This window comes from Novosphingobium sp. BL-52-GroH (genome assembly GCF_044813085.1).
Taxonomy (GTDB): domain Bacteria; phylum Pseudomonadota; class Alphaproteobacteria; order Sphingomonadales; family Sphingomonadaceae; genus Novosphingobium.
On the sequence record NZ_CP171150.1, the window covers coordinates 324,682 to 340,094 of the forward strand.

At 60.5% G+C, this 15,413-nt stretch carries 9 protein-coding genes; 6 read left to right on the plus strand and 3 right to left on the minus strand.

Annotated features, from left to right (window positions below; genetic code table 11):
- Positions 1-56 precede the first annotated feature (56 nt).
- From ACFFDA_RS09200 to ACFFDA_RS09210, 3 genes are all read left to right on the plus strand, one after another.
- Positions 57-521: a hypothetical protein gene (locus tag ACFFDA_RS09200; protein WP_404478387.1), complete on the plus strand. Its 465-nt coding sequence runs from the start codon at positions 57-59 to the stop codon at positions 519-521.
- A 62-nt stretch (positions 522-583) separates the two neighbouring features.
- Positions 584-2,011, plus strand: coding sequence for a conjugal transfer protein TraH (locus ACFFDA_RS09205; RefSeq protein ID WP_404478388.1), 1,428 nt, complete (start codon positions 584-586; stop codon positions 2,009-2,011).
- A 76-nt stretch (positions 2,012-2,087) separates the two neighbouring features.
- Positions 2,088-5,759 carry a conjugal transfer protein TraG N-terminal domain-containing protein gene (locus ACFFDA_RS09210; RefSeq protein WP_404478775.1) on the plus strand — a complete coding sequence of 1,224 codons (3,672 nt, stop codon included), beginning with the start codon at positions 2,088-2,090 and terminating at the stop codon, positions 5,757-5,759.
- Between the two features lie 602 nt (positions 5,760-6,361).
- Here the strand turns inward: ACFFDA_RS09210 and ACFFDA_RS09215 are convergent.
- Together ACFFDA_RS09215 and ACFFDA_RS09220 are read right to left on the minus strand one after the other, a co-directional pair.
- Positions 6,362-7,672, minus strand: a complete 1,311-nt coding sequence (locus ACFFDA_RS09215) for a type II toxin-antitoxin system HipA family toxin (protein ID WP_404478389.1) — start codon at positions 7,670-7,672, stop codon at positions 6,362-6,364.
- Positions 7,662-8,000 (minus strand): helix-turn-helix transcriptional regulator, encoded by a 339-nt coding sequence (locus tag ACFFDA_RS09220; RefSeq protein ID WP_404478390.1) that lies wholly within the window; start codon positions 7,998-8,000, stop codon positions 7,662-7,664. Before ACFFDA_RS09220 ends, ACFFDA_RS09215 begins: the two co-directional genes overlap by 11 nt.
- A 516-nt stretch (positions 8,001-8,516) precedes the next feature.
- Here ACFFDA_RS09220 and ACFFDA_RS09225 point away from each other — a divergent pair.
- The 3 genes from ACFFDA_RS09225 to ACFFDA_RS09235 all read left to right on the plus strand — a co-directional run bounded on the left by ACFFDA_RS09225 (position 8,517) and on the right by ACFFDA_RS09235 (position 12,003).
- Positions 8,517-9,713, plus strand: coding sequence for an AAA family ATPase (locus ACFFDA_RS09225; protein ID WP_404478391.1), 1,197 nt, complete (start codon positions 8,517-8,519; stop codon positions 9,711-9,713).
- Positions 9,710-10,774 (plus strand): ParB/RepB/Spo0J family partition protein, encoded by a 1,065-nt coding sequence (locus ACFFDA_RS09230; RefSeq protein WP_404478392.1) that lies wholly within the window; start codon positions 9,710-9,712, stop codon positions 10,772-10,774. Before ACFFDA_RS09225 ends, ACFFDA_RS09230 begins: the two co-directional genes overlap by 4 nt.
- A 92-nt stretch (positions 10,775-10,866) precedes the next feature.
- Positions 10,867-12,003 carry a replication initiator protein A gene (locus ACFFDA_RS09235; RefSeq protein ID WP_404478394.1) on the plus strand — a complete coding sequence of 379 codons (1,137 nt, stop codon included), beginning with the start codon at positions 10,867-10,869 and terminating at the stop codon, positions 12,001-12,003.
- 503 nt (positions 12,004-12,506) lie between these two features.
- Here the strand turns inward: ACFFDA_RS09235 and ACFFDA_RS09240 are convergent.
- On the minus strand, positions 12,507-12,692 hold the full coding sequence (locus tag ACFFDA_RS09240) for a hypothetical protein (protein WP_404478395.1): 186 nt from the start codon (positions 12,690-12,692) through the stop codon (positions 12,507-12,509).
- Between the last annotated feature and the right edge of the window lie 2,721 nt (positions 12,693-15,413).

Sequence of the window (15,413 nt, forward strand, 5' to 3'; positions counted from 1 at the left end):
ACGCCGCCGACGTCAATGCTGCGCGTGCGATACATCCTGTCGCAAACCCGGCCGCGATGGAAGCGAGGCTGGCCCTCGTTCCTCTCACCCGCCAGTATCCGCCCGATTTTGCCGAGACGCTCAAGTCCCAGGGCCCGGCCTATCTCATCGAGACCACGAGTGAGCCGGGCTGCATTCCGTGCGCCGATACCTGGGCAAAGCTGCAGGATCTGGCTGACCGCTACGGACTGCAGGTCAAGGTTCTGAGCCGCGAGGAGGCTACGGTGCGTTCGGGAAAATTCGGCCTGCCATGGGTGGGCCATCCGGTCGTCTGGGTGCGAGCCCGCGCTGACAAGAGGCGGACAGTGCCAGTAGCGATCGGCACGGATCACGAGGCCAACATCGCGCGCAACGTCTATCTTGCCTTCAAGATGATACGCGGCGTGCGGCCTGCCATCGCGGTGCGCGGCATGGCAAGGTTTACGGGCATCGTTGGCGCCGGGTCACAAGCACTTCCCGGCCGAAGACCTGCCTCCGACTGAGCGCGCTTCATATCTGCCCAGCGCAAGCTCGCACCCTCACGGACCTGACGAGGAGACCGCCCATGTTGCTTCGCCGCTCACTCTCTTTTTGCTGCCTCCTGCTCGCCGCCATCGCGTTCTCATGCGCTACGGCCGCACCGGCCCGCGCGCAGAGCTGGGCCGAGAGCTGGTTCGACAATGTGACCTATATCTCGCCCGGGAGCTTCGAGGACCAGACCCGCGGCTACGTGACTGCGGGAGGCATGTCCGGCCGGGTCGATGTGAACAACGACTACCTGATGTCGCTCACCCTGCCCAAGGTCAAGGCGGGCTGCGGCGGCATCGACATGTTCCTGGGGGGCATGTCCTTTCTGGATCCCGACTATCTGGTGCAGAAGCTTGAAAGCATTCTTCAGGCTGCTCCTGCCGTTGCCTTCCAGTACCTGCTCGAAACGCTCGACGAGAAGATGGGAAATATAATCTCGAAGATGGAGGCGGCCACAAACTTCCTGAACTCAATTCAGGTGAACGACTGCCGCCTCGCCAATCGCATGGTGCAGATAGCGAAGGGCGACGACAACATGTCGGGTATCATCGAGGAGATGACCGGCTACCGGTCCGTGAAGCAGGGCTTTGCCAAGAGCTACCAGCAGAGCCGCGAGAAGATCCAGGCGAACAACAACAACCCGACCGAGGATCTGAAGGATGCGCTCGCCAACTGCCCCAGCGAAGTGACCGATATTTTCCGCACCGGCTCCCTGCTCTCGCACGCGGCATCGCGAGTGGGTGCGGGCGACTGGGCCGAGGTCATGCGTGCCCGGGTCGGCGACGTCTACATGCGCTGGAACGAGGCGGACAAGGTTCCCCTCTTCTCCGCCATACCGGCCTGCCCGCACCAGGACACAGACAGCCCGGACGACTTCCTGTCCGGTACTGTGCAGCGCCGCGTCCTGAACATCCCGGCGACCGCATCGGACTGCGTCGCAGACGGTGGCCGGGGCGCCCTCGAACTTGCCCGCACAAGAATGGAAGCGATCGCCGCCAAGATACGTAACCGCGGGACGCTGGACGCAGAGGAACGCCAGTTCGTGGCGAACGTCGGAACGCTGCCTGTCTATCGCATGCTGGAATGGGGCGTCCGCCAGGGCGTGACCGGATCGGTGATCGGCGATACCGACGAGCTGGTCGCCCTCACCCTTGCCTACCAGATGCTCAATGACCTGACGCGCTCGATCGATTTCGCCATCGGCAACGCAGAGCGGTCAACCTCGGCCGCAGGCTCCCTCGACGCTGCAGGAAGCGGCATCTGCCAGACCCGCATACTGAGCAAGGGCATCGAGCAACTGCGCGAGCTTCGCGAGGAGGTTCTGCGCCAGCGTGCGCAGATGCGACAATCCTATCTTGCCGCGCTCAACACCGCCAACCTCTCCGCGAGCTACGCAGGCCTCATGCGCCAGCGCGACCGCGATGCGCGCGACGCTGCGGGCGCCGCCGCAGCGAGGCAGCGCTGAGATGCCGCCGTGGCTCAAAACCACCGCCCGCTCCCTCGCCGCTACGCTCGCCGGTATACTCGGCTGGCTGGCGCCGATGCCGGCATGGGCAATCGACGCGAGTTTCTATACGTACGACGGGTTTTCCGAGACGGTCGATGCCTTCCGCCTGGTCTCGCTCATTTTCGCCGATGCGCGGTACGAGACGCTGGTTGTCGTCATCGCGACCGCAGGCATCGCGATCGGTGCGCTTCTCGCCGGGCTGCGCGGCCAGGGAATGGGTCTTGTCGCTTTCGGATTCCAGATCCTGGTCGGCGTCGGACTTTTTGTCGGCATGATTGCGACCACCGGCACGGTCCATGTCTACGACAGGGTTCGCAACGCCTATGAACCGGTCGGAAGCGTTCCCAACCTCATCGTCCTGGTCGCGGGCACCACCAATCTCATCGAACGCGCTCTGGTCGAGACGATTGACGACAGCACTCTGGATCCGGCGAGCAAAATCGAGTTCGGCGCCGGCGGGCATAGCCTTGATCTTTTCTTCAACGCCGTCTCGCCGCATGGCCCCATGACCGACATGTTCCTCGATGCCACCATCAAGGATTACGTTCGCCGGTGCTATCCCGTCGCGCGCGTCTCGAGCGCCTACGGGGTCGATGACGACGCACTGTTTCGCACATCCACCGATCTGCCTGCCGCCTTTGCGGCCATGGCGGGACCGGCCACCTTCTCAACCGTCTACACAGCTTCGGACAAGGCCGGCGCTACCGTGAGCTGCGACGAGGCATGGCAGCATATCTCGGCGCGCCTTTCCGATCCTTTACTGTTTGAGAATTACACAAGACGGGTGTGCGAGCGGACCGGCTTCGATCCGGATCAGGCTCCCCAGCTGCAGCGCTGTCGCAGCCAGCTTGGCGAGCTTGGCGCCTCGATGATGGGCACGCCGCTTTCGCTCCAGTCCCTGATGACCGACATTCTCCTGGGCAACACGATCGGGGACGTGCTGTTCGAGGACAGCCCGGCTTCGGCGGCCAGGGTCTTGGCAAACCGCGCTGTGATGACGAACGGCCTGGCGACAATGTCGGTCGCCAACGAATGGATGCCAACGATCCGGGCGGTCGTCTTTGGCATCATGCTCTTCATGCTGCCCCTCGCTCTGCTTTTCATTCTTACGCCGATCAACCTTCGCGTCGCCAGTTTCGCGCTGGGCCTCTTTGTCTTTGTCGCCCTGTGGGGGGTCGTCGATGCCGGGATCCACCAGTTGACGCTTGCCCGGGCGATGGATGCCCTCGCCGAAATGCGCTCCAACGCCGTCGCAGCGAACGCCTGGCTTCTTGCCCCATCATCCGCGCAAAAGGGCCTCGCCATCTTTGGAAGTTTCCGCACCGCCGCTGCGGGACTTGCTGGCGCGTTCGTGTTCACGATGTTTCGTTTTTCCGGAAACGTGTTCAGCTCCTTCACCGGAACAGCGCTTGGGGTCCAGGGCCAGGCCAGCAGCCAGGCCGCGCCGCTGGCGACCAGCGAAGGATACGCCTCGGCGTTGGAGGCCCAGGCCTCGGCTTCGGGCGCCATGACCCGCAAGTCCGCCTCCTCCGGCTTTGGAGATTTTGGGGAACGCTCTTCGTTTGCCGCAAACCGCAGTTTCGCGTCTGCGCAAGGGCTCATGGAATCCGCCCGCGGAACGGTTCCCGGACAAGCCGCATTCTCAATGGGAGGGCTTGATGCCGCTCGCGAGGCAGGTGCGCTCGTGCCTGTCATGGCAAAGGGCGATCTCTCGAGCCCTGCGGCGCGCCAGTCCATGCGCGACAATGCTGCAACATCGGCTATCCATCAGTTCGCCGAAAAAGACGCGCTGCGCTCTTTGGGGCACCGCTATTTTGGTGACGGGCAACAGGGCGAACGAGCCTTCGCCTCGTTCGCACAGAACATGGTTCAATGGCGCGCGTTCGGCGACCAGCGCGCCTATGAAATGATGCACAAGGCGGCGACCCGTCATTTCGAGAGAATGGGCTATGGAAGCGCGGATGCCGAACTTAAATCCGCAAGTATCATCGCGGACGCAGCCGCCGATCCGACGATGGCGAAGGTGATCGCTAACGGGTTCGACCAGGAGGCCATGCTGCGCAACGAACTGACCGCGGCGCAGGTCCAGACGGGTGCCATGGAGGGACGGCGCGATCATGACGGTGACGCGGTCGCGCAGCATGAGCGGGGGAATGTCGCCACAGAACAGGCACGCCGCGCCGGGGGCAACCAGGGACACCGCCAGGCCGCAGCCATGCTCGGCCTTTCGGTGGACGAGACCAATCGGCGCATCGCTTTCATAAATGCCCTTTCCGGCGAAGCGAGATCGTCTGCGATTTCCCAGCTGTCCCGCTCGACGGGGCGGAACGAGGCACAGGTCGAGCATGCGCTCGCACGATACAATACTGCTGTGCAGCTCGGTTCTGCCGACGGGGCCACCGCCGAAGCGGCGAGAGAAGGGACCAGCATCTACGCTCGCAGCAGGGAGGCAGCCGGTTACGATTTTGCGGAACGCGCCGGAAAGCTCGATGCGCAGCGCGAGGTCGGGCATTCGGGTACGCGCGATGCTGCGCGCATTGCCGAACAGCGCAGGCAGTCGGAAAACTTCGGCTTCGCAGACGGTGCAGAGGCTGCGGGCACATCGACACGCGAGGCGGCACGGCTCGACAGCTTTATCCAGGCCCTCTCCCGAACAGCCGGCAACCAGGTCGACATGCAAGAAGGCGGGGCCGCCGGCATCGCCGATCGGGCCAGGAACGAGCGCCTCACGCGCGTGGTCGAGACCGAGAGGCTGAGCCGCGCGCACCGCATGCTGCGCGAGGCAGGGGTCGGGCTCAGCAAGCGCCAGATCGCCATGGACCAGAACGGCGACTTCAACCTCAATCTCAACCCGCGAACCGCAGCGCAGATGTGGAAGGCCGGTCTCATCAATGAAAGCCAGCTCGGCGCGGTCGCCAATGGCGGGCGCGCGCGGTTCAGCTTTGCGCACAACGACCTGCTCGTCTCGAGCAGCACGGGATTTCAGAAGTCTGCCCGCAACGACACGAGCACACGCTTCGAGGCCGGGAAGCAGGCAGGGCCCGACACTGTCGAGCATTTCATGGGTGGCGGGGCAGAAGGTCGCAGCGCGATGGAGAACTGGCTGCGCGGTGGTTTCGAGATGGACCGGAAAGGGCAATGGCGCCTGAAGCCGCAGGTTGCCGACACTCTGCAACGCGACGTGCAGGCGATCATGGCGCAGACGGGATGGTCTCGCACGCTTTCAAGATCAGCTGAGGAAAGCAATGCAATGGGCACCGAGCTTAATGCATCGATCTCAGCGAGCGCCAGGCGCGGCAAGTCATCTGGCAACAAGGGAGGCGGCCGCAACTCGACGGAAGGAGGGGCAAGCGGATCGCTCAGCTTCTCGAGCACAGACCGGGGCGGCACCACGGAAAGCGCATCCGCACATTTGGACATTATGAATTACGATGTGAGGTCCGCAATTGCGCACGCGGAACGGGATGCCGCGCAATCGGACAACCCGGCTGCGGCCTTTACCCGTTCGCTGAGCGAAAACATCGTTGGTCCGAACGGACTGCGAAACAAGTACCTTCGCGACGCCGACGCCGGTCGAGGCACGGCAGATATCACAAGCCCCCTTTCTACCATCGAACAAGGTTCGATATTGAGGAGCGGACGCTTCTCCAACGATCTCGATCACGGAATCTTTGACGGCGATCCGACTTTCAAAGAAGGGAATTAAGACGACTAAGGTATTTTCTGTCGGTTCCTATTCCGGATAGACCTTATATCAAACGGGTCATCATCAATATGCCGATAGCCCCAATCCGATCGTTTTGGGATTATCTCTTCATGCGTCGGGTCACAGCGCTCCCACCCATGGTACTGCATCCATGGCCGAAGGAAGCCGTTCGCAAGAACCAGAATGATCAAAGGCGGAAAGAACGCCACATTGAGGTAGCCGGCAAGGGCCGTCGTAAAGACTGCGTTCAATCCCTCGCTCCAGTACGACCCCAGCTTTCCAAGCCAGTAAAGCGACGCGCCGGCCCACCAGACCCGGGCGTACCATGGCCGCCACAGCCAATGTGCCAACCGGGGCGGCCGCGAGATCATCCCGCGATTTGCCTCTTCTACCGGTGGAATTTCACTGTCCATGATGCAATCAATTTTAGCACAGCCTCGTCTTGGAAAGAACAATTCAGTGGCGATGTTTCGGGAGGGCACGCTCATCTTCCGGCTGATGTTTCCCGCCCCCTCACCCGCGCCAAATGTCCAGGACGCGGCGCAGAAGTCGCCAGGTACGCCGCCGGTCCATCACGGCTTCATTGTAGGCCGCGACAAGAGTCAGATCGCTGCGCGGATTACCGAGGCGCGCGTCGCCAAGCGGGATGCTGTTCCTTCAAGCCCGTAGAAAGCATAAGGGTTCAGGAACTGCCGCCCCCAGAACAGTGCCCGGTCAACCTCGCCCAGCCCCGCTTCGTTGCTAACCGCCCCCCAGTGCGCACCGATCACCTCGAGCTGGCCTGCGACAATTGCGATCGCCTCTTCCTCCCGAAGATGAAAATCGCCTGCAACGCTAAGGCATGTCGCGATTTGGCTCGAGCGATGCTGGCCGGAGATAAACATCGCCTGGCTCGCTTCCTCTCCCACCCGGTTCTGCGGGCAAATGTCGTAGGCAGGCGTGAGCGTGAGCTGCGAGCCATCCCAGAAGGCTGCATGATTGCGGGCATGATCATCGACGTTGCCGACCAGGACATTGAATATCAGGCGTGAGAAAAGCTCGCGCAGCGTCTCTTTGGGCTTCGTGAACCGGAAACGGACCTTCTCGGCAAGATCCTGGTAGCTCGCATAGCGCGCCTGCATTTCATCGAGTTCCAGAATTGTCAGTGCCGAGACCATCGCGCGGCGCGACCAGCCATTCTGCCGTGCAATACGGTCAAAACGTTCGACCATCAGCACGTCCTTCCCCGACGCATGGACGATACGAACGGGCGCGACGTGCAGGCCTGCAAGCGCAGCGAGGCGCATGGCAATAAATTCACCCTTCACCACCGAGTAGCTGTCACCACTGCTCGAGAATTTGGCGATATGTTTTCTCGTGCCGTCGCTGATCAATGCCTTGGGCCGTGCGCCGCCGATCGAACTGCCGTGATGCAGTGCCTGATCGAGTTCGGGCGTGAGAGGGATATTGCGTTCGACCCTTTCCGCTGAGGCAAGAAGCTCTTCCAGTGTCGCATGGCCCGTGCCACGCGGTACATATCGGTCAGCAGCGACCTGAAAGTCGAGAGCGCCCACCCTGTCCGAGCCGGATTCAAGCAGGAATACCAGCTCGTCGAGTTCGAGACCTTCAAGTTCGGTCCCTTTTTCGCCGAAAGTCTTGTTGAGGATGACGCGCCGCCCCCAAGCATCTGGCGCCCCGTCGCGGATGGCGCTCGCCATGATCATAGCGCCCGGCGGCTCGATCGGCCCGGATCTGATCGGCAATTCCGGAAGGTAAAGCGGGATCGCATCGGCGCGCTCACGGTAGGTCCGGCCATAAGCAAACAGAATTCGCCTGCCATCAACGACGAGCCGACCGGCGATCACCGGTTCAACCTGCCCGGGCAGCCACGTCCATACGAATACTTCGCGCGGATGAGGAGCCCTAGAAATCATCGCTGATGCTCACACGTTTCGCGCGCGCACGAGCAGGTAGGAGCGCAAGCCGGCTGTTTATCTCTGCCAGCCGCGATGTGATACCCTGAGCATCCTCATTGAAAAGTGGTACGCCCAGCAGAGCACATGCCTCGAACGCCACGCCAAGCTCAACCTTGGGGTCTCCACGCTCAAGCCGGCTCAAGGTCCCGCGATCGACGCCAAGCCGTTCGGCGAGCTCAAGCACAGACATCCTGCGGGTTTTGCGCTCCATGGCCACCAGAGCGCCAAGCAGTTCGGTTGCTGCAAGTGTGTAACGTGCGTAGGAGCGCTTCCGTGAGGCAGGCACTGTTGTTTCCATCCGGCGTTAAACGACATGATGCCGGTTCCATACGGCATATCACAAGATTTATGATCTTCAAAGCATGCTGATGAATGGATACCGCCTTAACCTGCTTAAAGCAGGACACATCCATCATAACGGCGGGTTAAACCAAATCGGGTCTTCCAGCGCGCAAGAGACGATCAGGCGACATCAGATCGGCGGTGGCGGGATGGCAAATCTCGGCGTGGATGGAATGGCTCGGAGATCATCGGTCTCATTGAGCGTAAGTAGTCTGAAAACCGGCCTGGGCATTCCCGGGCGGCATCAGCGACTGGTAACGGAGCGGCCGCCGCTCCCGAGCGTCAGGAGGGACCTCCCGGACATCCGTTCGATCGGCGCAAATGTCGCCCTTGACCCGTTTGCGGAGATGGAAATTGACTGACTACCACTTTTTTGGAATACGTGTCCGGGTTTATCGGTCAATTCGCTGCCTTTTTCCCGAACCAGGTTGATTCGGGAGGTGCGGAAGGGGACACATGCATGTTGTCGGGTCAGATCCTCGATGCAATGATCAGTTCGTGCGAAAACGCCAAGAGCGTGCTGCGTCAGGCTGCCATCGATCCTTCCGATCGCAAGACACTCAATATCTCCATGGGGGCCACTGTCGCTGCCGAGATGCTCGGCAGGACGCCTGAAGCTCTATCGAAGGCGGAAGCGCGTGGACGCCTGCCAGCCCCCAAGACTGCCAGCAATGGCCGCCGGTACTATACTGTCGAAGATCTGATCGCCATTCGCGAAGCGCTTGGCATCAAGATGGGTAAGGCTCCCGAAGAGCGGGCCGTGGTCCTTGCTGTTCAGAACTTCAAGGGCGGCGTGAGCAAGTCCACCACAGCCAAGCATCTGGCCGATTATCTTGGTTTGCGCGGTTATCGCGTGCTCGTGGTCGACTGCGATCCGCAGGCATCGATGAGCGTGATGTTCGACGTCAACCTCGAGGCCATGGTTGAGGAGACCCACACGCTTTCCAATTTCCTGTCTCCAAGAATGGACGACGCTGATTCGTTCCGCAAGACGATCCAGAAGACGGCGTGGCCGAACATCGATATCTGTCCGGCAAATCTCGGGCTCCAGGACACCGAATGGGAACTGACCGCCACAATCGAGGAAGGTCCCGACGCAATCGCCGGTGCGTTCCGCATGCTGCGCATCGGCCTTGAGGAAGTGCGCCACGATTACGATGTCGTTATACTCGATCCGCCGCCAGCGATGGGCTTTCTGGGGGTGAACACGCTAACCGCAGCCGATGGTCTCCTGATCCCGGTGCCGGCCCGCCAGCTGGACTATCTCTCAACGATCCATTTCATGCAGACCTGCCGCGAGGCGATGAGCCTCGTTTCACGCTTCGACACCTCGATCGATTACGGATTTATCCGCGTCGTCTGCACCATGTTCCAGCCCAACCGGACGAATGAAGCCCAGATGCTACGGGTGATGGAAAAGACTTACGCCGGTCAGTTGCTATCGACACCCATCCTCCTGTCGGAGGAAATCAAGAACGCCGGGCTGCAGATGTCCTCTATCTATGAAATCAATAAGCCCTACGGCTCTCATCAGACTTACGTGCGGTGCCGCGATAACCTCAACATGGTGTTCCGAGAGGTCGAGAAGGACATCTGCAAGCAATGGCCGTCACGCATTGGCCAATTGGGCACTGACAGGCTGACGGAGGCGGCATGAGCTCTGGTGGAAAAAGACGCAGCCTCCTCGCCAACGCGATCGAGAGCATCGGTGCCGTTCAGCCGGTCGGGCATGACGAATCCACGCCCGCCGTGGCTCCGGTTGTCGAGGAGCGGCCTAGCGAAACTGCCGCCGCGACCTCATTTCTCGAGCGCCGCGGCGCGGGCCTCGACGAGCTCTCGAAGACGGTCAAGAAGCTCACGATACGGATCAAACCGAGCGAGTGCACGATCTGGCCGGGTAATGCCCGCGATTATGCGCAATTGACTCACGAGCGTTGCGCTAGCCTCATTGATTCCATCCGCGAGGAAGGCACGAACCGGGAACCGGTCGTCATCCGGCGTACGAAGAACGGCGCCGCGCCCTATGAACTGATCGTTGGAACCCGCCGCCACTTCTCGATCTCGTGGCTCAACGCCAACAATCACTCTGAAATCGAGCTGATCGCCCGTATCGAAACCCTCGATGACGAAGCGGCTTTCAGGCTGGCAGACCTGGAAAATCGGGAACGCGAAGACGTCACTGACCTGGAGCGAGCGCGCAACTATCAGCATGCCATCCAGGCATACTACAACGGCGGCCGCATTCAGATGGCTGAGCGCCTGGCGATCCCGCGTCAAAACCTGCACAACCTGCTGCAGCTTGCCGAACTGCCCGAAGAGGTGATCAGCGCATTTGCTGAGCCGGGCGATCTCAAAGTCCATCACGGGATGCGGCTGTCTCCCATGCTCAAGGACGCCTCGCGCAAGAGCGGGATTCTCGATGCCGCGCGGATCATTTTCGCCGAACAACAGGAGCGCCGTGACGCTGGTCTCGCAAGAATCGAGGGCGCCCGCGTGTTCGAACGTCTCGTCGCAGCATCCGCGGAGAAGAAACCAAAGACCGCGCCCCGTTCCAGGCCCGCGGTATTGAGCCAGGCCGGCGGCCGGATTGCAGAGGTGCTCTCCGATAGCAAAGCCAAGGGTCTCACGCTCAACATCAACCCGCAAGCCGTCAGCACGGTGGACGAAATTCTGGAAGCATTGCGTCCGGTTATCGAGAAGGCCAAATTCTCTCGATGAGATCGGGAAATCCTGAATTTCCTATTATTCCCTATAAAACAATAACTTATGCGCTGGTAAAATATCTTTTACGCGCCAGCTGGATTTGAAAAATGTCGAAGGATGAGCGAAAAGACCGGCAAGTTGATCTCTTCCTCCCGCAACTGACCACCCTGCCCCTCAGGGATCAGCGCGAGACGATGGAGCGGCCCTTTTTCTCGCTGTCAAAGCGCAAGCGTCTCAAGCCAATCGATTACGTGAGCCCCGATGGCAAGGTTACGGTCCATGTCTCGGCGAACTCCGAGTATGGTCTGGCTACGATCTATGATCTCGACATATTGATCTATTGCGCCTCGATTCTCATTGAACACAAGCGCCGCGGGACCAACGACATTCCGCAAACGCTCCACGTCGTTCCACACGACATGCTCAAGACGCTGAAGCGTGACGTGGGCGGACGCGCGTACGACCTGCTCAGCAACACGCTGGATCGTCTTCAGTCGACAACCGTGAAGACGAACATACGATCGGGCGATGCTGTCGAGACGACCTTCTCTTGGATCGACAGCCACAGTCAAATTCGCGACCGAAAGGGATCGATCCGTGGCATGCGGATCACTCTGGCCAAATGGTTCTACGATGGCGTGCTCATGGAAGGCGGGGTTCTTGCCATCGACCCTGCGTACTTTTCACTGACGGGGGGCAGAGAGCGCTGGCTCTATCGCGTAGCCCGCAAGCATGCAGGCGGTGCAGGTGCGGACGGGTTTGCGATCTCCATGCCAACGCTGTTCGAGAAAAGCGGAGCTGAGGGTGACTATCGCCGTTTTAAATTCGAGATAGCAAAGATCGCCAGGGAAGACGCACTGCCAGGCTTTTCCTTGAAAATCGAGGCGCGCAGCACCGGCGAGCCGATGTTGCGTATGGTGAAGCGCAGCAAGGACACGGAGCAGTCGGCCGGCGCAACCATCGGGCATTCGGGCCCATCGGATACTCCTTCCAAGACAGCACGCGGCGATCATAATTCTCAACCTGCCGCTTCGCCCCCTCCCCCAGCGTTTCCCGAAGGCCATATTGCGTACACCGCCTTCGGCGCGATTGCTCGCGCGAGCCTGCCGAGCCCCCAGCGGGACCATGGCCTTGTCGCTGATGATTTTCGCGCGTTTATGCGCCAACGTGACATCGCCAGAGATGCACCGAACATAGCGCAAATATTTGCGACCTTCTGCTCGAAGCAACGCGCGGCCAGCTGATTGGGCGGCAAGCGACCGAATCTGTTGATAGACCTGAAATCGAGCGCGCCGATCGCCTGGACCACTGGGCGTCACTAGACGGTACTTCAGGAACGGCTCTGAGGGGCACACTCACGCACCCCAATGGGCCAGGGCTCCGTGTAACGCCGCGGGCCGAATGCCCGCGCAAGCCTGCGACCCTCACCATTCCATGATTATGCTACACGTTCCTGAAGTACCGCGTTGATCACCACCAACGACCTCGAGGCAGTTAGGAGAGTGGGCTAGCCCCCTGCCCTCCCTCCCCACCACGCTGGGTGCACGCGTGCCGCTGCTCCAGCATCCACTTGATCCCAGAGGATCAGCGTGCGGGAGACAAGCCCCCAGATGGAGTGCCACCTCGACGTACCCTAGCGGACCACTGCGCCCCACCTCATGTTGCGAGAAACAGGCCCTTCAGAACTGAGCATTCTAGCGAGCCAATCGGTCAAACTCACACCGTTCCCGATATACCGAAGACCGCATCAGCCCTCCCCCTCTCCCCCTCCCTCGCCCTCGCCCTCGCCCTCGCCCTCGCCCTCGCCCTCGCCCTCGCCCTCGCCCTCGCCCTCGCCCTCGCCCTCGCCCTCGCCCTCGCCCTCGCCCTCGCCCTCGCCCTCGCCCTCGCCCTCGCCCTCGCCCGCAGAATGCCATGACGCTGGGTCGGTCAAGCAACAGAAGTCCACAACGGGGCGCGTGGGCTGTGCCCACGGACGACGTGACCTGAAACGAACGATCGAAGAGCCATGGGTCGGCATGGGCGATGCGCGCAGATGCAGGAAGGAATCTTTTGGAAAGCGTTGAGTTGGCGCGCGAGTTCTAAGCCGGCGGGCAGGGCAGGGCAGGGCAGGGCAGGGCAGGGCAGGGCAGGGCAGGGCAGGGCAGGGCAGGGCAGGGCAGGGCAGCAGTCAAGCTCCGCCTCGTGTTTGGCAACGGTAAATGCCAGCACATCCGCAAGGTTACTTCGGGTGGAATTTCATTGCGTGGGTCGCTGAAATAGGCGCCAGCATTCTTGGACCGGAAAAGCTGCATCATGATCCATGAAGCCGACACCGGGCCGTTCCTGAAGTACCGCGGTGGTTCCTGTTCTCACGTTCAATTTGCGGTCCGGACCGTTCAATATGCGTCGGGTGCATCCGGTCCGGTTCCCAAAGTACCGATCGTTTGCCTGAAAAAGACCGCGCCTCCCTGCTCCAGAGCCGATTTGGAGGCGAAAACATGCTCGTAGTCACACTACTGGAGCAGTGCCTGTTCGCGAGCCTCTGGCTTGCGTTCCTGAAATACCGAGACGCATTGGACCTTTGCGTTCAGCCTCTCAATCCACGTCGTAAGCCGGCGCTCCAAATGATGGAGAAAAGGAGCAAATTTAGCTGCCAAAGGCCGGAAGAATGCCGAAAATGTGCCGCTCAGCGCAGCGGACTTTACCTCGTAAAAGATATTTTACGAGGGTGTGAGCGCCGATCCCCGGGCGTCACAACACGGTACAACGGGAACGGGAGAAAACCTATGCCACGTGCGGAATCGCGGTACTTCGGGAACGCGTGCTCGGTACATCAGGAACCGAATCACGGGTGATTGGGAACAGGCAACGGGTACTTCAGGAACGATTCGACGGTATTTCAGGAACAGAGGCATTCTCGCGACTCACTATAAAATCACGAGTCGCTGGCATCTCACGGCTGCGCTAACCTTCTATCCCTATCTCTAAAGGAACTAACGGTGCCTGCGGCACTATCCTTTCCGGAAAAATGGACTGGATCTGGTAACAGGAAAATATCGCCTGGGCTGTCAAATCTCAGCACCTGAGCCGCCAACCTCTACAATGGAGGCATCGTCGGTCAGGGCGCTCACGGTAGCTAGTGTAAACTTCGGACTGGTCGGCGGCACGATGAGGCAAATGTTGTTCCTCCAATTGCGCAATCCGATCTTCTCTCTCGACAGTCGCGAAAGGGCAGGGGAGGGGCCAGGCGGCAACGGATCTCCTCGGCGTGATATCCGTTCTCGTGGAGGGCCGAAGCCGTACCGACCCTCCTCCACGACGACGGGGCCTGGATGCGACGATCTGCGACCGCTCCTCGAGAAAGCAGTTGTGCCCGCACTGGAATTTTCCCGACAACGTGGCCCAGAAAGCCCTGCATGAGTGCGTATCCGGCCGCACTCTTGTAAGTCCCCGAGATCACAAACATCCACGTCATCCGAAAGATCTCGTTTCCGGCCGGCAAGCATGAGAATATTCTGAACCGGGCCCCAACCTCGGCCGCCCGAGCTCACTAGGCAGTCGTCAAACGCGACATCCGTCGCCGCATGAATAACCGAAATTCGATCCGCTTATAGCCGAGCCGGGGTGAGGTGCTGCCAATGACTGGGGTGCGGGGTAGAACGCCGCAGGACGTCCACTGATCTCGAGCCTGCGATTTTCTTACCCGTACGGTTCCGGAGACCTGATGCTCGATGTTGCCGCGTGTGAGGACTTCGATGAATTTGCTCCTCTTGCTCAACCTCGCGAGCCAGGAGCGGATCATATGTGGAGAGTGTTTTTTGCGTGCCATCAAGGGGCAAAGGGTTCGAACGCATCATGCCCGCGGGGACATCGAGGTACCCGAGCCGGCAGATCTGGATGCAGCAGCGGGACTGCCGCGAGATATGGGAAGAGGATCCTCGGTCCCCTAATCCAACTGCGCGGACCGACGACATGGCAATTGCGTAGCGTTTAGCATGGTTTCTGCACAGGATTTCAAGGGGGCCAAATGGGATGCGGTGTTGGCAATTGCCAGAAAGCAAACAACTGCCGCGCCCCCGCGATGAGCTCCCGATTATCGACGAATGCCAGACCGAAACGCACGACAGCCGCTGGAGGTCTGTCGATGTGGCCTTGCGCTCTCGTCAGACACCAGTTGAATTTGGAAGCTTATCGAGCGCACCAGCGACCCTGACCGGAAGGCGATCTTCCTGAACGTTTTTTCTGCAAACTGAGTTGCGGTGTAAAGTGCGAACGGCTCCGCCTTGATATTGGCTCGCTCCTCCCTTTGGGGAGGGCGCCAAAGCGCTTGGCAATCTATGGAGGTAGGTTCCACCTCGCCTGCGGAAACGCAACGCAATCGAAAGGACTGAGGCATCGACTTAGAGGAAGATAGGTTCGGCGGAACAAATCGGGAAATAGCGCTATTTTGCCCCAGGAGCTGCGCTGAGCGCATCAGGGGTGCGTTATGCATCCGAGGTCATCTATCCGCTCTAAAGCGCCCCAGCGGGCTTCTCAGGGGAATGGTGAGTTCGCCAAAAATGGGTTGAAATGGCGCTCGAACCCGGACACGCAGCCTCAAGCACGCTGATAACTGGATTTGGCCGGGGAAATCCCAAAGTTGCGAATGTGGGACCAGTGGAGCCACCCTGGC